Genomic DNA, 25,255 nt, shown 5'->3' on the forward strand with positions numbered 1-25,255 from the left:
TACCGCATGCCGTTGTCGGCCATCGTGTCGATCCTGCACCGCATCAGCGGCATGCTGCTGTTCGTGCTGCTGCCGTTCATCCTGTACCTGCTGCAGGAAAGCATCCGTTCCGAGATCTCCTTCGCGCACTTCCAGGGCATCGCCCAGCATCCGTTCACGAAGCTGGTCATCCTGGCCATGGTGTGGGGCTACATGCACCACTTCTGCGCCGGCATCCGCCACCTGGTGATGGATACCCACGTGGGCCTGGACAAGGATTCCGCCCGCAAGACGTCGGTCGCCGTGCTGGCCATCAGCCTGGTCGTGACGTTCCTGGTCGCCCTGAAACTGTTCGGAGTGTTCTGAGATGAAAAACAATATCGGACCGAAGCGCCTCGTCGTCGGCGCCCACTACGGCCTGGGCGAGTTCCTCGCGCAGCGCGCCACCGCCATCGTGATGGTGGTATACACCGTCGTGCTGCTGGGCGCTTTCCTGACCGGCAATAACTTCTCCTACGAGGGCTGGGCCGGCCTGTTCGCCCAGACATGGTTCAAGCTGTTCACCCTGGCCACGCTGATCGGCCTGTTCTACCACGCCTGGGTCGGCGTCGTGTCCGTCTACCAGGACTACATCAAGAACGTGGGCGTTCGCTTCCTCATTCAAACCGCGTCGGCCATGTGGCTGATCGCGTGCGCCGTGTGGTCGGTGCAGATCCTCTGGAGTGTGTAAATCGTGGCAGCAATCAAATCTTCCATCCCGGTACGCCGCTTCGACGCGGTGATCGTCGGCGCCGGCGGTTCCGGCATGCGCGCCTCCCTGCAACTGGCAGAAGCCGGCCTGAACGTGGCCGTGCTGTCGAAAGTCTTCCCCACCCGTTCGCACACGGTGGCCGCACAGGGCGGCATCGGTGCTTCGCTGGGCAACATGGCCGAGGACAACTGGTTCTGGCACATGTTCGACACCGTCAAGGGCGGCGACTACCTGGGCGACCAGGACGCGATCGAATTCATGTGCCGCGAAGCCCCGAAGGTCGTGTATGAACTCGAACACTTCGGCATGCCGTTCGACCGCAACCCCGACGGCACGATCTACCAGCGCCCGTTCGGCGGCCATACCGCGAACTTCGGCGAGAAGGCCGTGCAGCGCGCCTGCGCCGCGGCCGACCGTACCGGCCACGCGCTGCTGCACACGCTTTATCAACGCAATGTCCGCGCGCGCACCCACTTCTTCGTCGAATGGATGGCGCTGGACCTGATCCGCGATAGCGAAGGCGACGTGATCGGCGTGGTCGCGCTGGAAATGGAAACGGGCGACGTGATGATCCTGCAGGCGAAGACGACGATCTTCGCCACCGGTGGTGCCGGCCGTATCTTCGCCGCATCGACCAACGCGTTCATCAACACCGGCGACGGCATGGGCATGGCGGCACGCGCCGGCCTGCCGCTGCAGGACATGGAGTTCTGGCAGTTCCACCCGACCGGCGTGGCCGGCGCGGGCGTCCTGATCACCGAAGGCGTGCGCGGCGAAGGCGGCATCCTGATCAACTCGCAGGGCGAGCGTTTCATGGAGCGCTATGCGCCGACCTTGAAGGACCTGGCGCCGCGCGACTTCGTGTCGCGCTCGATGGACCAGGAAATCAAGGAAGGCCGCGGCGTGGGCCCGAACAAGGACCACGTGCTGCTCGACCTGCGCCACATCGGCAAGGAGACGATCGAGAAGCGCCTGCCGTCGATCCTGGAAATCGGCCACAAGTTCGCCAACGTGGATGCGACGAAGGAACCGATCCCGGTCGTGCCGACGATCCACTACCAGATGGGCGGCATCCCGACCAATATCCATGGCCAGGTCGTGGCACCGTCGGCCGACGGCTCGCAGAAGATCGTGGGCGGCCTGTACGCGATCGGCGAATGCGCCTGCGTGTCGGTGCACGGCGCGAACCGCCTGGGCACGAACTCGCTGCTCGACCTGGTGGTGTTCGGCCGCGCGGCCGGCAACCATGTCGTCGCCTCGAACCTGAAGGCGAAGGAACACAAGGATCTGCCGAAGGACGCATCGGACTTCGCGATGGACCGCCTGAACCGCCTGGAAACCTCGACCGGTTCCGAAAAGGTGCAGGGCGTGGCCAACGACATCCGCGCCACGATGCAGAAATACTGCGGCGTGTTCCGTACCGACGAGCTGCTGAAAGCGGGCTTCGACGAGATCATGAAGCTCGACGAGCGCCGCAAGCACGTGTCGTTCAAGGACAAGTCGAAGGTGTTCAATACCGCCCGCGTCGAAGCGCTGGAGCTGGACAACCTGATCGAGACGGCCAAGGCCACGATCACCTCCGCGGTGGCCCGCAAGGAATCGCGCGGCGCGCACGCGCACAGCGATTTCCCGAACCGCGACGACGAAAACTGGATGAAGCACACGCTGTGGTTCTCCGAAGGCTGCCGCCTGGAGTACAAGCCGGTCGTCACCAAGCCGCTGACGGTGGAAACCTTCAAGCCCAAAGCACGCACTTTCTAAGGTAGCAAAACATGGCACGTACTCTCAAATTCAAGATCTACCGCTACGATCCGGACAAGGATGCCAAGCCCTACATGCAGGACCTGACGGTCGAGCTGAAGGACACCGACAAGATGCTGCTGGACGCGCTGCAGCGCATCAAGTCCGACGTGGACGATTCGCTGGCGCTGCGCCGCTCGTGCCGCGAAGGCGTGTGCGGGTCGGACGCGATGAACGTCAACGGCAAGAACCGCCTGGCGTGCACGACGAACCTGAACGAACTGTCCGAACCGATCATCCTGCGCCCGTTGCCGGGCCTGCCGGTGATCCGCGACCTGATCGTGGACATGACGCAGTTCTTCAAGCAGTATGAGTCGATCAAGCCGTTCCTGATCAACGAGTCGATCCCGCCCGAGAAGGAACGCCTGCAGACGCCGGCCGAGCGCGAGGAACTGGACGGCCTGTACGAATGCATCCTGTGCGCGTGCTGCTCCACGTCGTGCCCGTCGTTCTGGTGGAATCCGGACAAGTTCGTGGGCCCGGCGGGCCTGCTGCAGGCCTACCGCTTCATCGCCGACTCGCGCGACGAAGCCACCGGCCAGCGCCTGGACAACCTGGAAGACCCGTACCGCCTGTTCCGCTGCCACTCGATCATGAACTGCGTGGACGTCTGTCCGAAGGGCCTGAACCCGAACAAGGCCATCGGCAAGATCAAGGAACTGATGGTCCGCCGCGCGATCTGATCGCCGGCTGAACCGTTCGAGGAACGCCCCGGATGCGCTGCATCCGGGGCGTTTTTCGTTGACGTACCACCCATCAATGAAAAAGCCGCACACTGCGCGGCTTTCTTTTCGTAAGGTGTCTGGATCAGCGCTCGCTTCAGCGCACGTCCAGCAGTTCCACTTCGAAGTTCAGCGTGGCGTTCGGCGGGATCGGACCGGCACCGCCCTCGCCATATCCCATGTCGGCAGGCACGATCAGCGTGCGCTTGCCGCCCACCTTCATGCCCTGCACGCCCTCGTCCCAACCCTTGATGACCTGGCCGGCGCCCAGCTGGAATGTGAACGGGCCGCGCCCGATCGAGGAATCGAATTTTTCGCCGCGCTGCTGCGGCGCGGCGGGCACGTACAGCCAGCCCGTGTAGTTGACGACAGCGGTGCTGCCTGCCACCGCTTCCTTGCCGGTGCCGGCCACGGTATCGATCTTCTGGAACGGCACGGCGGCGGCGGGCGCCGCGCCGGCCGCGGGCGCTTCCTTGGCCCGGTCGCAGCCGGCCAGGGCCAGCGTGAGCGCCACGCCGAGCACGCAGGAGGAAATCATCTTTTTCATGGTGTTCTTTCTGTAGTGGTTGTCCGATGCCGCCGCAGCATACAGGGCGACCGCCGTCCTGCCAACACCCCCCGTCCGGCCTGGCGTGGCCCGGCAGGCATGTAAGGATGCTTCATCAATTGTCGCAACTTCTTCACGCCGCTTGCATCGGCGAGCGCCCAGCCTAAGCTGGTGGCACACCAACCATGGCATGACGGAGGCGCGATGGGCAATGCGATGCATGGAGGCGATCCTGGCTTGCCGATGCCTGCCGGTACTTCCAGCTTGCCGGACACCCAGCGGCATTACTTCCTCGACTGGATACGCATCGGTGCGCTCTGCGTCCTGATCTGTTTTCATACGGGCCTGTACTACGGGCCATGGGAATGGCACGTGAAAAGCGCACATGCCGGCACGGCGGTCGAGCCCCTGCTGCTGCTCACATCGCCCTGGCGCATGTCGCTGCTGTTCCTGGTCAGCGGCGCGGCGTCGGGCCTGCTGTTGAGAAGCGTCCCGGGTGCCCGGTTCCTGCGCGAGCGGAGCATGCGCCTGCTGGTGCCGCTGCTGTTCGGCATGCTGGTCGTCGTGCCGCCGCAAACGTTCTGCGAGGTGGCGCAGAAGATGGCTTACCAGGGCAGCTACGGACAGTTCATGGAGCGCTACCTGTCGGCCGACGCGGGGTTTTGCAGGGACACGAATTGCCTCGTGCTCCCGGCCTGGAACTACCTGTGGTTCGTTGCCTACCTGTGGGTCTACACGCTGGCGCTGTGGGCGATCGTCGCTTTTTCCGGAAACGATCGCCTTGCCGCCGCCGGCCAGCGGCTGGCTGCCGTGCTGACGGGCTGGCGCGCCGTGCTGCTGCCGGTCGTCGCCCTGGCCGCGGCGCGCGCGGTCCTCCATCCGCGCTTCGGCGATACCCACGCGCTGGTCGACGACTGGTACAACCATGCCGTGTACTTCCCCATCTTCCTGGTGGGTGTGCTGGTCGCCAGGCGGCAGTGCTTCTGGGAAGAATTGTCGCGCTTGCGCTTCCTCACGCTGGCACTGGCGCTGGGCGGCTGGACGGTGCTCGTCTGCCTGCACGCGTTGCCGGAGGCGTCGCAGCTCGAGCCTCACGTCGCGATGGCCGACGCCTGCGCGCGCGGCACGCAGCAGTGGTGCGCCATCCTCGCCATATGCGGCTTCGGGTACCGTCACCTGAACCGCGATATCGGGGTACGGCGCTATCTCACCGAAGCGGTCTTTTGCGTGTATATCGTCCACCAGACGCTGATCGTCGTCACGGCGACGGTGCTCGAGCCGCTGCGCATCCCGCCCGTGACGGAAGCCGCCGTCATCATCGTCCTTACCTTCGCCGGCAGCTTTGCCGTGTTCGAAGCGGCGCGGCGGCTGGCGCCGTTGCGGCCGTTCCTCGGCATCGGGCCGGTGCATGCCACGCAGGCGGATGCGGCGCCCGATGCCGAGCCGCGGCCGGCCGCGGTGGCGAAGTAGTGCACTGCCGCCTGCCTTGCCGCGCGCCGCCTCCGCGAGCCCGGCAGTACAATCGGCGCTTTCCATCTTGAAAGCCGTCATGGTTCGCCGCCTTGCCCTCCTCGCCTCCGCCTGGTTTCTCGGTACCGGCGCCTGCGCCCAGACCACCGTGACCATCGGCACGGCCTCGCCGCTGTCCGGTCCCGGCGCGCACCAGGGCAAGGATATCGAGAATGGCGCCCGGCTGGCCATCGACGACCTGAACGCGAAAGGCATCGTCATCGGCGGCCGGAAAGTGCAATGGGCGCTGATGGCGGAAGACGATGCCAGCGATCCGAAGGCCGGCACGGCCGTCGCGCAGAAACTCGTCGACGCGCGCGTGGCCGGCGTGGTCGGCCACCTGAACTCGGGCACCACGGTGCCGGCATCGAAAATCTATGCGGCGGCGGGCATTCCACAGATTTCACCGGCCGCCACCACGCCCGTCTACACGCACCAGGGGTTCAGGACGGCGTTTCGCGTGGTCGCGAACGACAACCTGATCGGCCGCACGCTGGCCACCTATTCGATCAAGGCGCTGCGGGCGAAGCGGATCGCCATCATCGACGACCGCACGGCGTTCGGCCAGGGGCTGGCCGACGAATTCGCCAAGGGCGTGCGCGCCATTGCTGGCAACGGGGTCATCGTGAGCCGCCAGTTCACCAGCGACAAGGCGGTGGACTTCAACGCCATCCTCACGCAGATCCGCGGCAAGAAACCGGACGTGATCTTCTACGGCGGCATGGATGCCGTGGCCGGGCCGATGCTCAAGCAGATGAAGACGCTGGGGATCGGCGCGCGGCTCGTGTCCGGCGACGGCATCTGCTCCGAACGCCTGCCGCTGCTGGCCGGCGATGCGCTGGGCGAGGACAAGGTGATCTGCGTGGTGGCCGGCGGCATCGACGGCCCGCAGGAAGCGAGCCATGCGGCGTTTACGCAGCGCTACCGCGAGCGCTTCGACCTGCCCGTGGAAAGCTATGCGCCCTATGCCTACGATGCCGTGATGGTGTTCGCCACGGCCATGCAGCAGGCGCAGTCCGTCGCACCCGCGAAATTCCTGCCTGCGCTGGCGAAGGTGCGCCACGAGGGCATTACCGGCGACATCGGCTTCGACGCCAGGGGCGACCTGCGCGAGGCGGCCATGACGATGTTCACCTACCGGCAGGGCAAGAAGGTGAAACTGCAGGTGGTGCGCGGGCAGTAATTCCTCCCGCAACCTTGCCCCGGGCGGGGAAATGCCGCACACTCATGCCCCGCGGCGGCCGTCGATGACGGCGCAGCCATCCCGAAACCCTTCGCCTGCGCCGGCAGCAGCGACCATGACGTCAGCACTGAAACCTTCGCGCGCACGCCGCGCCATGCTCGCAACGGCGGCCCTGTCGCCGCTCCCCTGGCCCGGCGCCCGTGCGCACGACGGCGCGCATCCGCATGCCATCACGGCAGCGGCTGCCGATGTGCTGACGGTTGTCGGCCCGTGGGAGATGACGGGGCTCGATCCATCGCGCGCCGGTTACATGTTCGCGCGCATGGAAGTGGTGGAGACGCTGCTCGACGTGGACGACCGCGGCCGCCTGCTGGCCGGCCTGGCATCGGCATGGCATGCGACGGCCGACGGCCTGCAATGGCGTTTCACGGTGCGCGCCGGCCGGCGCTACCACGACGGCACGCCGGTCACACCGGCCAGCGTGCTCGCGTGCCTGCGGCGCGCCCATGCCCGCCCGGGCGTGCTGCGCCTGGCCGACATCCGCGACATGGCGGCCGAGGGCGCCGACATCGTGATCCGCCTGCACCGGCCGTTCGGCCCGCTGCCGCACCTGCTCACGCACTACTCCGTGCAGATCCTGGCGCCCTCCTCGTTCGATGCGCGCGGCAACGTGGTGCGCATCGTCGGCAGCGGCCCGTTCCGGATCGCCGCGCTGTCGCTGCCGCAGCAGTTCGATGTCGAGCGTTTCGATGGGTATGGCGGCGACGCCACCGGCCGCGTGCGGCGCGCCCGCTACATCAGCGTGGCCAGGTCCGAGACGCGCACACTGCTCGTGCAGAGCGGCCAGGCCGACCTGGCGTTCTCGCTCGACCCGCCCAGCATCCGCGCATTGCAGCGCAGCCCGAAGGCCGTGCTGATGTCGGCCATGCTGCCGCGCACCACGTTCATCAAGCTCAATGCCGGCCATCCGTTCCTGGCCGACGTGCGCGTGCGGCGGGCCATCGCGCTGTGCGTGGAGCGCGAGGGCATCGCGCGGGCGCTGCTGCGCGATCCCGGCCTGGGCGCTACCCAGCTGTTCCCGAAGTCGATGACCGCGTGGCACGACGCCGCGCTCGCGCCGCTGCGCACGGATCCGGACACTTCGCGCCGCCTGCTTTCCCAGGCCGGCTGGCTGCCCGGCTCCGACGGCATCCGCCGCCGCGGCGGCCAGCGCCTGGCGCTGGCGCTGACCACGTTCGTGGACCGGCCCGAACTGCCCGTGATCGCCGCCGCGCTGCAGGAAGAGATGCGCCAGGTCGGCATCGCCGTGCGCGTGGTGATCGGCAATTCCAGCGATATCCCCGCGGGCCATCGCAGCGGCACGCTGGAAATGGGCCTCGTCGCCCGCAACTTCGGCAACGTGCCCGACCCCGTGGCCACGCTGCTGCAGGACTTCGGCCAGGATGGCGGCGACTGGGGCGCCATGGGCTGGCGCAACAGCGAAGTGGCCGACGCGCTGGTGCGCCTCGCCGCCACGCAGGGCACGCCCGGCGACCGCCGCGCCGACCGCGCCCGGGTGGCCGCCGTGCTGCAGGCGGAGCTGCCCGTGGTTCCCGTGGTCTGGTATCGCCAGGTGTGCGCGGCCAGCCGGCGCATCGCCGGCGCCGACATCGATCCCTACGAACGCAGTTACAGGATTTCAGGCATCAGATGGGCATGATGGATTCCGATTTCCGGCCGGCATGGCGCCGCCTCGCTCCGGCACTGGCGCGCCGCCTGCTGCAGGCAGCACTGGTCGCGCTGCTGGTGGGCACGCTGTGCTTCTTCATGACGCGCATGCTGCCCGGCGACATGGCCTACCGTATCGCCGCGGGAAGGTATGGCTACGACATGGTGACGGCGGCGGCCGCCGATGCCGTGCGCCAGGAACTGGGCCTGGACCGTCCGTGGATCGCCGCGCTGGCCGACTGGTGGAGCCGGCTGCTGCAGTTCGACCTCGGTGTCTCGCAGGTCACCGCGCAGCCGGTCGTGCTGGAAATCGCCCGCCAGCTCGGTCCCACACTGAAGCTGTCGCTGCTGGCGATGGCCTTTTCGCTGCTGATCGGCCCGACATTGGGCGTGCTGGCCGGCCTGAAGCCGGGTGGCCTGCTGGACCGCGCCACGCTGGCCGTCTCGGTCGTGCTGCGTGCCCTGCCCTCGTTCCTGCTCGGCCTTATCCTGGTGCTGGTCTTTTCGGTGCAGCTGGGCGTCCTGCCGGCCGCCGGCCACGACGACCACGGCAGCATCATGCTGCCCGCGCTGACGCTGGCGCTGGGCATGGCGGCCGTGTCCTGCCGGGTGGCGCGCGATGCGATGGTGCAGGTGCGCGGCGCCGCCTACTTCGCGTTCGCGCTGACGAAAGGATTGTCGCCGCACCAGGCACTGCTGCGCCACGGCATGCGCAACGTGGCCGCGCCGGTGGTGGCCTACCTGGGCGTGCAACTGGTCTACCTCGTCGAAGGCGTGGTGCTCGTGGAAACGATTTTCGCCTGGCCCGGCATCGGCCACGCGCTCGTGCATGCGATCTTCAGCCGCGACGTGCCCATGATCCAGGGCACGGCACTGGTGCTGGGCCTGATGTTCGTCCTCTTCAACGCGCTGGTCGACGCGGCCTGCGCCTTCATCGATCCGCGCCGCCGGCCATGACCCCGATGCTTTCCCCTTCCGAGTATTTCCCCGACACGCCGCCGGCGCGCTGGCGCCCCACGGCAGGCCAGGCCACCGGCATCGGCCTGCTGGCCGTCATCGCGGCGTTTGCCCTCATCGCTCCCTGGCTGACCGGCATCGATCCGGCCCGGCAGCAGCTGGACCGTTTCCTCGAGGCGCCCAGCCTGGCCCACCCGCTGGGCTTCGACCAGCTGGGCCGCAGCATGCTGGCGCGGCTGGCGCACGGCACGCGGCTGTCGCTGTCGCTGGCGCTCGTCAGCGTACTGTCCGCGGCCATCCCCGGCACGCTCATCGGCCTGCTGGCCGCGTGGCGCGGCGGCTGGTTCGAGCGCTCGCTGGCCGCGTTCGCCGATGCCGTGCTCGCGCTGCCGGGCCTGCTGCTCGTGCTGCTGCTGGCGGCGTTCACCCCGGGCGGCTTCTGGCCGCTGTACGTGGGGATCTCGCTGGCGCTGTGGGTCGAGTACTTCCGCGTGGTGCGCGCGGCCAGCCGCATCCAGCTGGCCAGCCCCCATGTGGAAGCGTCGCGCCTACTGGGCTTCGGCCCCGCCTACATCGTGCGCCGCCACCTGCTGCCCGAATTGCTGCCGCGGCTGTTCACGCTGATGCGCTTCGGCTTCGCCGGCGCCGTGCTCGCGATGTCCGCGCTGGGCTTCGTCGGCGTCGGCCTGCAGCCGCCCACGCCGGAACTGGGCGTGATGATGATCGAACTGCTGCCGTATTACGGCGAGGCGCCCTGGCTGGTCGGCGCACCCGTGCTGGTGCTGTTCCTCACGCTGCTCGGCCTCCTGCTGCTGTCTCCTGAAAAGGAGGCCGCATGAACGCCCCCGGCATCCTCCCCGCGCTGGCCGTGGACGGCCTGGCCATCCTCCATGGCGACAGGGCGCTGGTGCGCGGCGTGTCGTTCGCCATTCCCGCCGGCGGCGTGCTGACCTTGCTGGGCGAAAGCGGTTCCGGCAAATCGCTGCTGGCGCAGGCCATCATGGGCAACCTGCCCGCCACGCTGCGCTGTACCGGCCGCGTGGCCATCGCCGGCCAGGAAACGGATGCCGCCGACCAGCGCGCCCGCCATGCGGGCTGGGGGCGCCAGCTGGCGCTGCTGCCGCAGGAGCCGTGGCTGGCGCTCGATCCCACGATGGAGGTGCGGGAGCAGGTCGCCGAGACCTACGAACTCGTTGCCCATCCGGCGCCCGACCACCATGAGGACAGCCGGCGCGCCGCCCGCGCCAATGCGCGCGCGCTGGCCGACGCCGCACTGGCGGGCCTGGGCCTGGAGAATGCCGCGCACAAGTATCCGTTCATGATTTCCGGCGGCATGGCGCAGCGGGTGGCGTTCCTGGCCACGCATGCGGCCGGCGCGCCGCTGATGATCATCGACGAGCCGACCAAGGGGCTCGATGCCGACCGCCGCGGCGAAGTGCTGTCGCTGCTGCGCGCCGCGCAGGCGCAGGGCATGAGCCTGCTGTGCATCACGCACGATATCTGGCTGGCGCGGGCCCTGGGCGGCCAGTTGGCGGTCCTGCTCGACGGCACCATGGTCGAGCAGGGCGAGGCGGCGCGGGTGCTGGCGGCGCCGGCGCACGACTACACGCGGCGGCTGCTGGCGGCGGACCCGGCGCACTGGCCCCGGCGCCCGGCCGGCGACATTGACCGTTCCGGCGGGCCGCGCATCGTCGCCGCCATCGATGGCGTGGCCAAGTCGTTCGGCCGGCAGGCCCTGTTCGCCGGCATCGATGGCCATGTCGCCGCCGGCGAGATCGTCGCGGTGGCCGGGCCGAGCGGGTCGGGCAAGACCACGTTCGGCAATATCGTCGTGGGCCTGCTTGCGCCCGATGCCGGCAGGGTGGCGCGCGCGGCCGGCCTGCCGCCGACGGCTTTCCAGAAAATCCAGCAGGATCCCGGCGCCGCCTTTGCGCCGCGCGTCACCCTGCACCAGTCGCTGCGCGACCTGGTGACGCTGCACCGGCTGGACTGGCAAGCGCTGGAAGCGCTGCTGGCGCGCATGCGGCTGTCCTCCGCCCTGCTCGACCGGCTGCCGCACCAGGTCTCGGGTGGCGAGCTGCAACGCATCGCGCTGGCCCGCGTGCTGCTGATGAAGCCCGCGCTGATCTTCGCCGACGAACCCACGTCGCGCCTGGACCCGGTCACCCAGCAGGAAGTCATCGGCCTGCTGGCCGAGCATGTGCGGGCCACCGGGTGCGCGGTACTGCTGGTCACGCACGACGAGGACATCGTGCAAGCCATCGCCGACCGCCGCATCGATCTGTAGTTTCGCACCGGTGCGGCGTGGTCCTACACGGACCAGCGCCCTGCCCTGACAGATCCGCCAGGCGGGCCTGGCTACCATACGGTTTCCCCCCACCCACCAACCACCGATGGAGGAAACCATGAGCACCGATGTGAACGAGAACCTGAACGACTGGCTGCGCGATGCGCACGCGATGGAGCAGCAGGCGGAAAAAATGCTGACGGCGCAGGCCGACCGCCTGGAACACTATCCGGAACTGAAGGCGCGCATCGTCCAGCACATCGAGGAAACCCGTGGGCAGCAAAGCCTGCTCGACGAGGCCATGGCGCGCCGTGGCGTCAGCAACTCGATCATCAAGGACCTGGGCGGCAAGCTGGCGGCGTTCGGCCAGGCGGTCGGCGGCATGACGGTCAGCGATGAAGTGGTCAAGGGCGCAATGGCCGGCTATGTGTTCGAGAACCTGGAAATCGCCAGCTATACGGCGCTGATCGCCGCGGCCGAGCAGGCCGGCGATGCCACCACGAAGGCGGCGTGCGAGCGCATCATCGTGCAGGAAAAGGCAATGGCCGCCTGGCTGCTGGACCACCTGCCGCAGCTGACGCAGGCGTTCCTCGTGCGGTCGGCCACCCCGGGCCTGGAAGCGAAGGTATAAGACTGCCTTACCTGCTGACCGAGCGGTTGCGCCCGGCATCCTTGGCTTCGTAGAGCGCCTTGTCGGCGCGCTCGATCACGTCGTCGATCGCCTCGCCTTTCCGGTAAGCGGTGATGCCCGACGAGAACGTCAGCCGGATATCCGGCGCTTCCGCGCAGACCGGGGTTTGCAGCAGGGAGCCCCGCAGCCGTTCGATGCCCAGGTGGGGATCGGTCGCGGCGGGGCCGGCCAGGATGAGGACGAATTCTTCTCCGCCCCAGCGCCCGGCCACGTCGGTACTGCGCAAGTGTGCGCGGGCCCGGTCGGCGAAACCGGAGAGTACGGCATCGCCGATGGCATGCCCGTACCGGTCGTTGATGTTCTTGAAATGATCGAGATCGGCGAGCGCCACCGCGAAGGCCGGCCCGCCCCGGTCGAAACGCTCGATGTGCTGCGCCAGCAGGTCGCGCAAGTGGCGCCGGTTCGGCAACCCCGTCAGTTCATCCAGTGTGGCCACGCGCTGGATCTCCTCCAGCGCAACCTGCAATGCCGCCTTCTGGCTGCGCACCCGCTCGCGCATGGCCCTCAGCTGGACGGACAGCGACGAGATCGCGGTCAGCACGGCCGCCAGCATGGCGAAGTAGATGACCTCGACGTCCGGCCGGTACGTCAGCGGATCGTCGCTGGCGCACCAGAGCATGACGGCCCCCATCAGCACCAGCGTATAGCGCACCAGCAGCCAGACATACCTGGGCCGCATCTCGAACATGCCGAACACCAGTACCATCGCCGCCAGCGACAGCATGGCCGGATGCGCCGGGCCGGTGATCATGTAGGCCGCCGCGATGAGGGTTTGCGCACAGATCGCCTGGGGCAGCGCCAGCGACGGCGCGGCAAAGCGCAGGTTGAAACCGCTGCGGATCGCGGCGAAGAATCCCGAAACCACCACGGCGCAAGCGAGGGCCAGCGCGCCGATCCAGCTGCGCTGGAAGATACCCCGTTCGCTGCCGTAGAACAGGATGGCGATGCAGACCGCGTAGATGCCCGCCGTCATCAGGGCGACGATCGCCCGGCGGCGCTGCTTGAAATCGCCGGGCAGGATCACATCGGCGATACGCTTCGATGCGCGTTGCAGCGCCGTTCTTGCTGGCGATGCGGGTTCAGGGATGTCCACGATGGCGTTCGGGCGTGTGGATGCCGTACCGTCCGGCAGGTGAAAGGCATCGAACGGCACCCGCTGCCCGGCTGGCTGGCCGGGCGCTCTCGCGGTATGGATGCTGGTGGCGTTCACGATATCGATCCCGCAGGCGCGCCGCCCGATGCGCTTGCAAAGGTGACATTGAAACAGAGGCCTGCAACAATTGATGCAGAGAACTATATCATGCGAACAGACATTGTTTTTGTACGTTGCCTTGCTGATACCGCGCGACGATCGATATGTTGCGCATACGCATCAACCGCTCACGGCCGGTTCCGCACGAGGCTTACGTCGTCGATGGCGAGCCACTGCCCATCGCTTCCTTCCGAATAAGCGCCGACCTGTACCCGGCCTCCCGTGACGACGATGCCTGGCAGCGTGATCTCGGCCCACTGGCTGGCCGCCTTCACGTCGTGCGCGATCTCCGTGCCGCCATCGGCAAGCGCGTACAGCCTCGCCACACCCTGGCCCCCGCTGCTCCTGACCCATGCGCGCAGCGTGTACGTACCGTTCGGCAGCGTGACGTTCTGGATCGCGCTGCCCATCGTCTGCCCCGCATGCGCGAGACGCAGTGCCCAGCGGCCCGTGCGGCCGCCCGGCGCATTGACGAACGGGCTCGGGCCCTTGATGCTTGTCCAGCTGGTGATCCATCCGGTGACGCCCGTCTGCTCGACGCGGTCCGCTTCGAAGCCGGGATTGAGCACGTAGTTGTTGGCCGGCCCCACTGTCCAGGTGCCCTTCGCCGCATCGAGCCGGAACTGGCTCAGCGAATTGAACACGGGTGCCTGGCCATCGAAGGACAGCGGCGTCCAGATGTTGTAGCCGAGGCCATTGCCGGCGAAATTGCTCCACCGGTCGCCCGCATACAGCACGGTCGTGCCGGCACTGCCCTGCACGGGGATGAAAAAGCCGTTCTGGGACACGTGCGAAAAATCGGCATCGGTGCCGGCGATGAGCTTCTCGGCCGAATACGGACCCGTGATTTTCGTGGCCGTCATGTAGAAACTGCGCGAGGCGTTCCAGCCATGCAGGTCGGACGAGCAGAAATAATACAGGCCGTCGCGCTTGAACATGGCGTTGCCCTCGCGCCCGCCCGCGGGGGCCCGGTAGATCTCCGTGGCCCGCTCCACGTGCAGGTAATCGGCGGCGCGCAGCGGCGCCACGTACAGGTGCCGGCGATTGCCGTTGTTGCTGAAGATGAGGTACGGCTGGCCATCGTCGTCGATGAACACGGTCTGGTCGCCGGACGTGGGCGATGCCACGTTGTCGATGCGCGGCTGCAGGTGCGCGTAGACGAACGGGCCGGACGGACTGTCGCTGGTGGCGAACAGCACGCCGGCACCGGCGCTCTTGCTGCCATATTGGGTGATCAGCACATACTTGCGTGTCTTCCGGTTGTACACCACGCCCATGCGGCCCAGCCACGCATCACGCTCGAAGATCTTGCCGGGAGCGGCGGCGCCGACGACGTTGCCTTCGAACTTCCAGTTCACCAGGTCCTTCGACGAATAGGCCGTGACCGCGCTGAAATGCGGCTGCGTCGTGAACGACGACGGATCCCTGGCATAGCTGACGGCTTCCTCGTACTTCGCGCCATACCAGTAATACGTGTCCCCCACCTTCAGGATGCCGCCGCCCTGCGAATAGATGGGCGTACCGGCCGTGTCTTTCCAGAAGGTGCCGTTGTCGATGGTGAGCTCGGCGGCATGCGCGGGCAGCGCGGTCGCGATGCCGAAGGCGTAGAGCAGGGGCAGGAGGATGCGGAACGGCGGGTTTCCGGTGTGTTTTTCTGGTGGCATGTGGACAGTGGATTCGGACTCGGGTTGGCCATGGCCTCATTGCCGTGGCGTGCCGATGATGCCATAGCGCCGGGCTAAAACAGCAATAGAAATTAATTCATAGGACTCCTATGCTTATACTGCTATGATGCTTTCCATGGACGGCGCGTCAGGCACGCTTCGAAACGCCAGCCAGGTTTCTACCGCACATTAATCAGGATTCCTAACTTTATTGACCCGAAAGGAAACATCATGACCTCGACCACCACCGCCCGCGTAGCCCTGCAGACCCGCGACACCGCGACGGGCGCATCGCAACCGCTGCTCGAACAGATCCACGGCGCCTTCGGCGTCACGCCGAACATGTTCAAGGCCGTCGCCAACTCCCCGGCCGCGCTGGCCAGCATGTGGGCGGCATTCGGCGCCCTCGGCAACGGCACGCTCGGCGCGAAGCTGGGCGAACAGATCGCCGTGGCGATCGCCGACATCAACGACTGCGAATACTGCCTGGCCGCGCACACGGCCCTGGGCCGCAAGGCCGGCGCCACGGGTGACGAGATGGCCGCCGCCCAGGCCGGCCAGTCGCAGGACCCGAAGACGGCCGCCGCGCTGAAGTTCGCGGCCAGCGTGGTGCGCAACCGTGCAAAGATCGGCGCGGGCGACGTGGACGCGCTGCGCGAAGCCGGGTTCGACGACGGCCAGGTGGTGGAAATCGTGGCCCACGTGGCGCTGAACCTGTTCACCAACTATGTGAACGTGGCGCTGGCCGTGCCGGTCGATTTCCCGCAAGTGAAGCTGCGCGCCAAATGAGCGCCGGGACCGTGACGAACTTCAGCGTCGCGCCCGAATTCGAGGTGGCGGCCTGGCTGAACGCCCACGGCCCCGTAAGCCTTGCCGCCCTGCGCGGCAAGGTGGTCGCGGTCTACGCGTTCCAGATGCTGTGCCCCGGTTGCGTGTCGCACGGCATTCCGCAGGCGAAGAAGATCGCCGCCACATTCGACCGCGGCGACGTCGCGGTACTCGGTCTGCACACGGTGTTCGAGCACCATGCGGTGATGGGCAGGGAGGCGCTGGAAGCCTTCGTCCACGAATACCGGATCGGTTTCCCGGTCGGCATCGACCTGCCGTCGGAGAGTGGCCCGATACCGCGGACGATGGCAAAGTACCGCATGCGCGGCACGCCCACGCTGCTGCTGATCGACCGCCGGGGCATTCTGCGCCACCAGGTGTTCGGCATGGCCGACGACATGCAGGTGGGCGCCCTCATTGCGGAGCTCGTGCATGAAGAGGAAGTCGACGACGCGTCGCAATGCGACGATGGCGGCTGCCGCATCCCGCTGTCGTCCGTCACCTGAAAGGAAAGGCAATGCCGGCAAACGATCGCAAAAACAACCTGGACAGGACCTGCATCGCCTTGTATCACGTGCGCTTCGAGGAGCTCGGCAGTTTTGCCGCGCCCCTCGAGCGCGCGGGCTACCTGATCGAATACCGCCATGGCGGCGCGCAGCCACTGGCGCCGGACGAGTGGCGCGAAGCGGCGCTGGTCGTCGTGCTCGGCGGCCCGCTCGGTGCCGGCGACCTTGCCGCATATCCATGGCTTGGCGCGGAAATCGATGGCCTGCGCGAGCGGCTGGTGCTCGGCCGCCCTACCCTGGGCATCTGCCTGGGCGCCCAGCTGATGGCCGTCGCGCTCGGCGGGGGCATCGAGCACCGCACCCGTGCCGATGGCATGCCGGCCAAGGAGATCGGCTGGGCGCCGCTCGACATGGCGGCCGATGCCGGCCCGCTCGGCGCGCTGCGCGGCATTCCTGTGCTGCACTGGCATGGCGACAATATCGTGCCGCCGGCCGGCATCGCCGCGCTGGCGGCCACCGGGGGCACGCCCTGCCAGGCGTTCTTCGCCGGCCCCCATGCGCTGGGCCTGCAGTTCCATGCCGAGTTCCCGGCGCACGCGCTGGAGGAATGGCTGGCCGGACACGCGGTGGAACTGGCGCAGGCCGGCGCCGACCTGGCGGACCTGCGCCGCGACACGGCCCGGCATGGCCGCGCGCTGGAACAGGCGGGCCAGGACTTGCTGCGCGGCTGGCTGGCCGGCCTGCCGCGCATCGCTTTCGAACCCTGAACGAGAACACGCCATGTTGCCATCGATCCCGCTCGCCGCGCTGTTCACCGGCGCCGCGCGCCCGCTCGCGCGGCCCGGCCATCCCGCCGTGGACAGCGGCATCGTCAAGGCCCCCCGGCCGGGTGCGGTACGGCTGTCGTTCACGGGACTGGAGGGCGACGAGCAGGGCGACCGCGTCTACCATGGCGGCCCCGAAAAGGCCGTGCACCATTATGCCGCCGACCACTACGCCATGTGGGCCGCGCGCTGGCCGGACAGTCCCGTGCCGCTGGTGCCCGGCGCGTTCGGCGAAAATTTCTCAACGTCCGGCATGACGGAGCGGGACGTCTGCATCGGCGACGTGTTCCGCCTCGGCACCGCGCTGCTGCAGGTGTCGCAGGGCCGCCAGCCGTGCTGGAAGCTGAACCGCCGCTTCGAACGGCCGCGCGCCGCCGCGTCGATGCAGGATTCGGGCCGCACCGGCTGGTACTACCGGGTCCTGGAGGAAGGCCTGGTCGAGCGCGGCGGCACGTTCGCACTCGTGGACCGGCCCTGCCCCGCCTGGCCGCTGGAGCGGCTGGTCCGCGCGCTTTTCCCCAGGCCCGATGGGGCGGATGCATCCGATGCCGGCCTGCGGGAGGAATGGGCACTGGCTGCGGCGCTGGCGCCGTTGTCGGCCAACTGGAAGACGGCGTTCGCACGGCGCCTCGAGACCGGCCGCATCGAGGACTGGAGCCGGAGGCTAAGGGAACCCTGACCGCGCACCCTGGCGCGCAACGCCCTACGCGGCGCCGATCCGGTTGCGCCCCGCTTCCTTGGCCCGGTACAGCTGCCCGTCGGCGCGATCGATCAGCGCGCTCGCGGTCATGTCGCGATCGGCATGCGGCACCAGTGTCGCCAGGCCGAAGCTGGCGGTGACGATGTGGAACGGCGACGGCTGGTGGGGCCTGGCCAGCGCCTGGATGCCGGTGCGCACCCGCTCGGCGACGGCCATCGCGCCCGGCTGGCCGGTATTGGGCATGATGATGGCGAACTCTTCTCCCCCATAGCGCGCGGCGAGGTCGCCGGCCCGGGCGATGTGGCCCGCCAGCACCTGCGCGGCGGCCTGCAGGCATTCGTCGCCCGCGCGGTGACCATAATGGTCGTTGTAGTGCTTGAAATAGTCCAGGTCCATCATCAGCAGCGACAGCGGCGTTCCCGCGCGCTTTGCGCGCTTCAGCTCCAGGTCCAGCACCTCGTCGAACCGGCGCCGGTTGGCCAGCCCGGTGAGCTTGTCCGTATGCGCCAGTACCTGCAGGCCCTCGTTATGTTCCCGCAATTGCTCGGAATGGCGGCGCAGCTGTTCGTCGAGCGTGTCCCGGATGCGGATCTGCATGACGAGCTTTGTCGCGAACGCCACGAACACCGCGCTGATGAGGAAGGCGGCCGCGCCGATGAGCAGGCTGGAACGCCGCCAGTTGTTCAGCAGCTCGCCCTTTGTCTGCCCGACCGCCACGAGGAAGGGAAATGCCTTCATGCGGCGGAAACTGTAGAGCCGCTCGATACCGTCCACCTTCGCCATCAGCATGGCCGAGCCGATGTCGCGCTTCCGCAGTTCGGCGTAGATATTGCCGTTCGACAGGTCGGTGCCGATCAGCGTTTCGTCGAGCGGCCTGCGATAGACGACGGTGCCGTCCGACAGCATGAGCAGCACGGTCCCGGTCTCGCCGATATTGAGCTCGTCGTAGATGCGCTCGAAAAAATTGATCCGCAGCGTCACCAGCGCCACGCCGGCGAACTTGCCGCCGGCATCGTAGAACGCCCGCGAAACGGGGATGATCCACACCCCTGTCGAACGGCTCTTCACGGGAACGCCGAAGTGGACGCCGCGCCCGGGATGCGTGCGGTGGTAACGGAAATAGGCGCGATCGGCATTGTTTCCCTCGACGGCCCGGGCCAGCGAAGTGGCCAGCCACCTGCCATCCGCCCCGTAGACGAACAGGCCATACAGCTCGGGCGAGGTGGATGCGAGGGTCTGGAGATTGTCCTTCAGCCGTTCGAGCGCGGGGCCGTCCGTGCCATCGTGCTCGACATGCTCGGTAATGTCGGCCAGGGCCATGGTGGCGATCTTCATCGCGGATTCGACCTGCGCGCCGACCATGCGGGCCACATTCGACGTGGCGACCTCGGTCTGGCGGATCTGGATTTGCCGCGACGACCAGACGAACCACGCCGAAAAGCCCATCACCAGCAGGCAGGACAAGGCCGTGGCCAGCACCACGAGCCGTATGACCGGGTGGCGCAGTGCGGGCAGTGGGCCCGCATGGTCATCCACGCCCACGCCGGACGGCTGCAAATTGATAGTCGTATGGTGTAAGTCGTGCAACAAGGCGCCTTTCCACGGACTCGGTGCCGTCCGCGTGGCCGTATTGTGCCACCGCCTCCAAAGTGCCGGCGCATGCCGTCCCGGCAATGCACGGGCACCGCACCCTGTCCCGTTGCGGCAGGCGTGCCCGATCACAGCGGGAGCGGACCAGGTGCGTTTCGTGCAACCGGGCTTTCGGTAACCGCGCCTGGCACGCACGAAAATTAGCCGGTGCAAGGCGCCAAAGTCAACTACACGCGCATGTAGTCGGATGGCACGTAGGAAATTTACGTAATTATCGTTGTAATTTTGTTGTGAGCTACATTTTCATTGACAGCCGCTTGGCGATTGAACAATATTTGGAAAAGTCACGGCATGCCGCTCGCGCGGCGGAAAAGCTCTGCGTTCGCCGATTTTTATCTCGGCGCCGCGGTGCGATCCCTGCACGCGGGCGGCATGCCGGCCATGAACCCAAAACCAATTCAATCCATCGCCATGCAAACCAGCGCCCTGCACGACTACAGCGAATCCGCTGCCATTTCCCCTTCACCGGACCTTGCCGACAAGGATGCGCCGCTGAAGGAAGACATCCGCCTCCTCGGCCGCCTGCTCGGCAACGTGATCCGCGAACAGGAAGGCGACACCGTGTTCGACGTGGTGGAAGCGATCCGCCAGAGCGCCGTGCGCTTCCGGCGGGAAGACGACCTTGCCGCGGGCGCCGAACTGTCCGCGCTGCTCGCCAACCTCGCGCCCGAGCAGACCAATGCCGTGGTGCGGGCGTTTTCCTACTTTTCGCACCTGGCCAATATCGCCGAGGACCGTCACCACAATCGTCGCCGCCGCGCCCACCTGCTGGGCGGCTCGGCGCCGCAGCCATCGACGGTGGCGCATGCGGTCATGCGCCTGAAGGAAGCCGGCGTGGACAGCACCGCCGTGGCGTCGTTCCTGCGCGAGGCCCTGATCGCACCCGTGCTGACCGCCCACCCTACCGAGGCGCAGCGCAAGAGCATCCTCGATGCCGGCCACGCGATCGCGGCCCTGCTGGCCGAACGCGACCTGCCGCTCACGCCGCGCGAGCGCGAACGCAACGTGCGCCTGCTGCAGGCGCGCATCGCCACGCTGTGGCAGACCCGGATGCTGCGCTATGAAAAGCTGACGGTCGCGGACGAGATCGAGAACGCCCTGTCCTACTACCGCACCACGTTCCTGCGTGAACTGCCCGCGCTGTACGACGATGTCGAGCGCGAGATCGCGCACGGCTATGGCGGCGCCGCGCTGGACCTGGCCGATGCCGACTACCTGCAGATGGGCAGCTGGATCGGGGGCGACCGCGACGGCAACCCGAACGTGAACGCCGCCACGATGCGCCATGCGCTGCTGCGCCAGTCCGGCACCATCTTCGAGTTCTACCTCGACGAAGTGCGGGCGCTGGGGTCCGAGCTGTCCACGTCGACCTTGCTGGTGCCGGCCAGCGACGCCTTGCTGGCGCTGATCGAACGGTCGCCCGACGATTCGCCGCACCGCAACGACGAACCGTACCGCCGTGCCCTCATCGGCATCCATGCGCGCCTGGCCGCCACTGCGCGCGAACTCGGCGTATCGGACGCGCAGCGCAAGGCAACGGCCCACGCCACGCCCTACCGCGACGCCGCGGAGCTGCAGGCGGAACTGGCGGTCCTTGCCGAGTCGCTGGCCGCCAACAACGGCGCGATCCTCGCCGAGCCGCGCCTGGACGGCCTGCTGCGCGCGGTGCGCATCTTCGGCTTCCACCTGGCCTCGCTGGACATGCGCCAGGGTTCGGACGTGCACGAGGCGGTGCTGGCCGAACTGTTCGCCCGCGGCGGCGTCGAGGCAAACTACGCCGCGCTGGAGGAAGACGGCAAGGTGGCGCTGCTGCTGGCCGAATTGTCCAGGCCACGCCTGCTTTTCTCGCCGTTCCTGGATTACTCCGATACGACGGCGTCCGAACTGGAAATTCTGCGCACGGCGCGCGAGCTGCGCCAGCGCTTCGGCGCGCGGGCGATCCGCCAGTACGTGATCTCGCACACCGAAACCGTGTCCGACCTGCTCGAAGTGCTCGTGCTGCACAAGGAAACGGGCCTGCTGCGCCCGCAGGACATGCGCGGCGACGTGATGGTGGTGCCGCTGTTCGAGACCATTCCCGACCTGCAGCGCGCAGCCGGCATCATGGCCGACTGGATGGCGCTGCCGCAGGTGGCGCAGCTCATCGGCCACCAGGGCCGGCTGCAGGAAGTGATGCTGGGCTATTCCGACTCGAACAAGGATGGCGGCTTCCTGACGTCGAACTGGGAGCTGTACCAGGCGGAGCTGAAACTGGTGGACGTGTTCGCCGAAGCCGGCGTGCGCCTGCGCCTGTTCCATGGCCGCGGCGGCACCGTGGGCCGCGGCGGCGGCCCGAGCTACGAGGCGATTCTGGCGCAGCCGCCGGGCACCGTGAACGGCCAGATCCGCCTGACCGAACAGGGCGAGATCATCGCCTCGAAGTTTTCCAACCCGGAGATCGGGCGCCGCAATCTGGAGCTGCTGGTGGCGGCCACCCTCGAAGCCGGTCTGCTGCCTGCCCGTAACGATCCCCAGGCGGCGGCGCAGCTTGCGACGTTCGAACGCGTGATGGCCGACCTGTCGCAACGGGCCTACCATGCCTACCGCGGCCTCGTGTACGAAACGCCGGGCTTCACCGACTACTTCTTCGCGTCGACACCGATCGCCGAGATCGCGGAACTGAACCTGGGCTCGCGCCCGGCATCGCGCAAGTCGACACGGCGCATCGAAGACCTGCGCGCCATTCCATGGGGCTTCTCGTGGGGCCAGTGCCGCGTGCTGCTGCCCGGCTGGTTCGGCTTCGGCACCGCGATTTCCCAATGGCTCGACGATGGTGACCAAGGCAATGGCGGCGACCGCGAGGCGCGCCTGGCCACCCTGCGCGAGATGGGCGAGCACTGGCCGTTCTTCGCCACGCTGCTGTCGAACATGGACATGGTGCTGGCCAAGACCGACCTGGCGATCGCTTCCCGCTATGCCGCGCTCGTGCCGGATGCCGGCCTGCGCCAGCGCATCTTCGACCGCATCGCCGGCGAACATGCGGCAACGCTGCGCTGCCTGGAACTCATCACCGGCAACGGCGAGCGCCTCGTCGACAACCCGAGCCTGGCGCGGTCGATCCGGAACCGCTTCCCTTACCTCGACCCGCTGAACCACCTGCAGGTCGAGCTGATCGGGCGCAACCGGGCACACCCGGCGGCGCCGGAAGACCGCCACAACCGCGTGCACCGCGGCATCCACCTGTCGATCAACGGCGTGGCGGCGGGGTTGCGCAATACGGGTTGACCATGCCGTCAGGTGTGCGCTCGGCCGACATGCCGAGCCGCATGCGGACACTCAAAGCAAGACGCCGGGTCAGGCCCGGCGGGGCGGGGCCGGGGTTTCAAGGAGCATCGCCACTTGCCGACGGAGCGGGACTGGCTTGCCAGTCCCTCCTGACCATGGCCGACGTTCGCCGAAAACCGGCGAAGAGCTTTCTGTCTATACAAGGCGCACGAGGCCATGCGTCACTGCAAATGCTTCGCTTCGCACCGCTAGCTCATCAGGGTCGGCCCAGAACTGCTTATCAAGCTCATCCAGACGCCGGTGCAGCGAATCACTCTCGACCGCAACAAGTATTGTTCGCCTGGCATATGACTCTTCAGGAACCTCTGCAAATCCAAAGATCATTTGCTTTGATTTTTGAAGCAGCAGCAGACTTGTAGAAGCCCCCATGGCTTGCAGGCCTTCAATCGCAGCGAAGTAGGTTGCGCCAGAACTGTTATGAAAATATTGTTCGAAACCACCGTTGTACACTTCGCCAGATAAGCATCCAACTGCCCAGTATTGGCGCTCGACGTCCGAGAGCTGAGTTAATCCAGCAGACGATTTGTGCACGCGGTTAACAAGTTCGCGCCAGTAGATTCGAAATGGACCGGTGGCATCGAGCCCCTTCTCTTTTTTCGCTGCAACCTTCAAGGCTTCGATATTGGCGCGAGTTCCTGACTTGCATGGCATGCAAAGTCCTCCCGTTCGTGCCGCAGTTTCCGTCATGATCAAAGCAGGGCAACTTGAGCATTGAATCTTCAAATTTGTACACATTTCGATTTGTGGGTTCGCGGTCAGTTCAACAGAGCGGCGGAGCGGCAATTCCTGGCCGAACTCCGCCGTTCGCCGCAGCATTGCAGGTGGCTAAACCCCAAAAGCATCAAACGTCAGGACAGGCAGCTCCCGCCCCCAAAGCGGACACTTGAGGCCACTTACTCGGCGACAGAGACTTGCCAAGCAGGCTCGCTACATGACACCACATCAACAATGTGATTCAAGCAAAATATTCCCCAATGAGTCATTGGACCAGGGTAACTGTCACCTGCAAACGTCGCCTGCTCGACAAAATCTAAGTAACGCGATTTCGTATATTTGACGAAGTTACGTCCCTCAAAAATCTCATACTCATCCGTGGTCACATAGCTTTCGTTTCGTACTGAATAGGCTACATAATCTGGCCAATCTACAGTGAAAATCCTGCAACCAGCGACATGCCTGATTGGGCTCCCCAAAGGTAGACCGCGCTCTAGGGATTCGTTAAGTGGACGCGCTTTGGGCTCAGGATCATGCAGTGTCGCAGCTTCCAATATTTCGAGGCGCAAAGTGTTTTCTTCGGGCTCACTGATACTATTCAGGAAAAGCCATTTGCAGGAACTAATTTCGCTTACGAACTTTGACATAGTATTGCGAAAAAATTTCATAAGGTGCGTAAGGACCAGTGTCCGCTCTTGGCTAATTCCAGCCACCCGAGCTAGCATACCATGTTGCCAAGTTGAAAACTTTTTGAAATGCCACGACACGCGGCTCCCGCCCCAGATCGGACCTTATGGCGGCCTATCATGCCTAAAAGGCAAGGTCACGGGCCCTCCCTTCTCCAGTCGCACATAATTTCCTGCAGTTGCGCTAATCGATGGTATCGGCACCCTTCCGAGGACGCTAAATGATATCCGGGTTGCTGGCGCAGCCGCTACTTTCCATTCCCGGCATTGCGCCGCGGTCGAGTGCGCACCACTCGCTACTGCTCGGGCCTTTCCCTTGCCAGACTATGGGATGCATTGCAGGACCGAGGCTGTCAGTCGCCGCCTACCTGGCGGCCACTGGGCGCTCCCCGCGCAGGCTTTGGTTTTAATCCCGGGGTACGGCGCGAGCGGCCGGCAATCGTGCCGGGCATGGCCGAAGCCGATGAAGAAGAATGCTCGCTTGCAAGCGAGCACCGCTACGTAGGCAGCGAACAGTGCTCGTCGAAACCCCTGCTCCGCCCTATGGTCGCGAATGGCAAAAGGGCTCGCGCCACCTGGATCGCCCGGTCCGGCGGCGCGGCGACAAGGCCACTCGGCGCGGCATCAGCAGGGAGCTTGGTTGCATCCTCATCGCACGCGACAGGAGCAAGACGACGCGTGAATTCGCCGCGGGCCGCGGGCCGCGGGCCGGTCCGCGCAAGCCAGTTGGCACTGCACCTTGGCGCCCGTGCGGGGTCCCGATGTCTTGCTGATCAGCGATAGGGCCAAGGCCTACGATGCTTTTGCGCGCAGCACCGGATCCCGCACGAAGCGATCAACGTGCGCCGGTCTCGGAAACGCGGCACGATTCAACTCGATAAGGTGAACGGCTGGCATGGCCGCTTCAACGGCATGGCCAGCCGTTACCTGGCCAATTACACCTGCTGGCTGCGGGTGCTCGATGCGACAACCCT

At 66.6% G+C, this 25,255-nt stretch carries 21 protein-coding genes; 16 read left to right on the forward strand and 5 right to left on the reverse strand.

What is annotated here, in order from left to right; genetic code table 11:
* From sdhC to ACY65G_RS06125, 4 genes are all read left to right on the forward strand, one after another.
* The coding region (sdhC, locus tag ACY65G_RS06110) for a succinate dehydrogenase, cytochrome b556 subunit (RefSeq protein ID WP_464995884.1) at positions 1 to 345 on the forward strand (345 nt) is incomplete at its 5' end.
* A gap of 1 nt (position 346) precedes the next feature.
* Positions 347 to 709, forward strand: a complete 363-nt coding sequence (sdhD, locus tag ACY65G_RS06115) for a succinate dehydrogenase, hydrophobic membrane anchor protein (RefSeq protein ID WP_130188206.1) — start codon at positions 347 to 349, stop codon at positions 707 to 709.
* Between the two features lie 3 nt (positions 710 to 712).
* Complete coding sequence (gene sdhA / locus ACY65G_RS06120; RefSeq protein WP_464995883.1) at positions 713 to 2,491, forward strand: succinate dehydrogenase flavoprotein subunit; 1,779 nt, start codon at positions 713 to 715, stop codon at positions 2,489 to 2,491.
* An 11-nt stretch (positions 2,492 to 2,502) separates the two neighbouring features.
* Complete coding sequence (locus tag ACY65G_RS06125; protein ID WP_464995882.1) at positions 2,503 to 3,213, forward strand: succinate dehydrogenase iron-sulfur subunit; 711 nt, start codon at positions 2,503 to 2,505, stop codon at positions 3,211 to 3,213.
* Between the two features lie 136 nt (positions 3,214 to 3,349).
* Here the strand turns inward: ACY65G_RS06125 and ACY65G_RS06130 are convergent, their stop codons facing one another.
* Entirely contained in the window at positions 3,350 to 3,799 is a 450-nt protein-coding gene (locus tag ACY65G_RS06130) for an FKBP-type peptidyl-prolyl cis-trans isomerase (RefSeq protein ID WP_464996479.1), read from the reverse strand.
* A 243-nt stretch (positions 3,800 to 4,042) separates the two neighbouring features.
* On the opposite strand from ACY65G_RS06130, the gene ACY65G_RS06135 reads away from it, so the two are divergent.
* From ACY65G_RS06135 to ACY65G_RS06165, 7 genes are all read left to right on the forward strand, one after another.
* On the forward strand, positions 4,043 to 5,269 hold the full coding sequence (locus ACY65G_RS06135; protein ID WP_464996480.1) for an acyltransferase family protein: 1,227 nt from the start codon (positions 4,043 to 4,045) through the stop codon (positions 5,267 to 5,269).
* Positions 5,270 to 5,348: 79 nt separating this feature from the next.
* Positions 5,349 to 6,491, forward strand: a complete 1,143-nt coding sequence (locus ACY65G_RS06140) for a branched-chain amino acid ABC transporter substrate-binding protein (protein WP_464996481.1) — start codon at positions 5,349 to 5,351, stop codon at positions 6,489 to 6,491.
* Positions 6,492 to 6,606: 115 nt separating this feature from the next.
* Entirely contained in the window at positions 6,607 to 8,190 is a 1,584-nt protein-coding gene (locus tag ACY65G_RS06145; RefSeq protein WP_464996482.1) for an ABC transporter substrate-binding protein, read from the forward strand.
* Positions 8,187 to 9,155, forward strand: a complete 969-nt coding sequence (locus tag ACY65G_RS06150) for an ABC transporter permease (protein ID WP_464996483.1) — start codon at positions 8,187 to 8,189, stop codon at positions 9,153 to 9,155. The genes ACY65G_RS06145 and ACY65G_RS06150 overlap by 4 nt, the downstream gene beginning before the upstream one ends.
* Before the next feature lie 5 nt (positions 9,156 to 9,160).
* Positions 9,161 to 9,994 (forward strand): ABC transporter permease, encoded by an 834-nt coding sequence (locus tag ACY65G_RS06155; protein ID WP_464997050.1) that lies wholly within the window; start codon positions 9,161 to 9,163, stop codon positions 9,992 to 9,994.
* Positions 9,991 to 11,442, forward strand: coding sequence for an ABC transporter ATP-binding protein (locus tag ACY65G_RS06160; RefSeq protein WP_464996484.1), 1,452 nt, complete (start codon positions 9,991 to 9,993; stop codon positions 11,440 to 11,442). Before ACY65G_RS06155 ends, ACY65G_RS06160 begins: the two co-directional genes overlap by 4 nt.
* Before the next feature lie 118 nt (positions 11,443 to 11,560).
* The gene (locus ACY65G_RS06165) at positions 11,561 to 12,073 is read left to right on the forward strand and encodes a ferritin-like domain-containing protein (protein ID WP_464996485.1); all 513 of its coding nucleotides are present in this window, start codon (positions 11,561 to 11,563) and stop codon (positions 12,071 to 12,073) included.
* Between the two features lie 7 nt (positions 12,074 to 12,080).
* Here ACY65G_RS06165 and ACY65G_RS06170 read toward each other — a convergent pair whose 3' ends face one another.
* Together ACY65G_RS06170 and ACY65G_RS06175 are read right to left on the reverse strand one after the other, a co-directional pair.
* Positions 12,081 to 13,343, reverse strand: a complete 1,263-nt coding sequence (locus ACY65G_RS06170; RefSeq protein WP_464996486.1) for a GGDEF domain-containing protein — start codon at positions 13,341 to 13,343, stop codon at positions 12,081 to 12,083.
* A gap of 170 nt (positions 13,344 to 13,513) precedes the next feature.
* A complete protein-coding gene (locus ACY65G_RS06175; protein WP_464996487.1) occupies positions 13,514 to 15,049 on the reverse strand; it encodes a family 43 glycosylhydrolase in 1,536 nt (511 codons plus the stop codon).
* A 231-nt stretch (positions 15,050 to 15,280) separates the two neighbouring features.
* Here ACY65G_RS06175 and ACY65G_RS06180 point away from each other — a divergent pair, with 231 nt between their 5' ends.
* Genes ACY65G_RS06180 through ACY65G_RS06195 form a run of 4 tightly spaced genes read left to right on the forward strand, consistent with a single transcriptional unit; the run spans position 15,281 to position 17,886 of the window.
* Positions 15,281 to 15,838, forward strand: a complete 558-nt coding sequence (locus ACY65G_RS06180) for a carboxymuconolactone decarboxylase family protein (RefSeq protein WP_464996488.1) — start codon at positions 15,281 to 15,283, stop codon at positions 15,836 to 15,838.
* On the forward strand, positions 15,835 to 16,383 hold the full coding sequence (locus ACY65G_RS06185; protein ID WP_464996489.1) for a peroxiredoxin family protein: 549 nt from the start codon (positions 15,835 to 15,837) through the stop codon (positions 16,381 to 16,383). Before ACY65G_RS06180 ends, ACY65G_RS06185 begins: the two co-directional genes overlap by 4 nt.
* Before the next feature lie 11 nt (positions 16,384 to 16,394).
* The gene (locus ACY65G_RS06190) at positions 16,395 to 17,150 is read left to right on the forward strand and encodes a glutamine amidotransferase-related protein (protein WP_464996490.1); all 756 of its coding nucleotides are present in this window, start codon (positions 16,395 to 16,397) and stop codon (positions 17,148 to 17,150) included.
* 13 nt (positions 17,151 to 17,163) lie between these two features.
* Positions 17,164 to 17,886, forward strand: a complete 723-nt coding sequence (locus tag ACY65G_RS06195) for an MOSC domain-containing protein (protein ID WP_464996491.1) — start codon at positions 17,164 to 17,166, stop codon at positions 17,884 to 17,886.
* A 24-nt stretch (positions 17,887 to 17,910) separates the two neighbouring features.
* On the opposite strand, the gene ACY65G_RS06200 is transcribed toward ACY65G_RS06195, so the two are convergent.
* Complete coding sequence (locus ACY65G_RS06200) at positions 17,911 to 19,497, reverse strand: sensor domain-containing diguanylate cyclase (protein WP_464996492.1); 1,587 nt, start codon at positions 19,495 to 19,497, stop codon at positions 17,911 to 17,913.
* Between the two features lie 351 nt (positions 19,498 to 19,848).
* Between ACY65G_RS06200 and ppc the strand changes: the two genes are divergently transcribed.
* The gene (ppc, locus tag ACY65G_RS06205; RefSeq protein ID WP_464996493.1) at positions 19,849 to 22,821 is read left to right on the forward strand and encodes a phosphoenolpyruvate carboxylase; all 2,973 of its coding nucleotides are present in this window, start codon (positions 19,849 to 19,851) and stop codon (positions 22,819 to 22,821) included.
* A gap of 195 nt (positions 22,822 to 23,016) precedes the next feature.
* Here ppc and ACY65G_RS06210 read toward each other — a convergent pair whose 3' ends face one another.
* Positions 23,017 to 23,697 (reverse strand): DMP19 family protein, encoded by a 681-nt coding sequence (locus tag ACY65G_RS06210; RefSeq protein WP_464996494.1) that lies wholly within the window; start codon positions 23,695 to 23,697, stop codon positions 23,017 to 23,019.
* Between the last annotated feature and the right edge of the window lie 1,558 nt (positions 23,698 to 25,255).

Source organism: Pseudoduganella sp. jia 12, assembly GCF_055502675.1.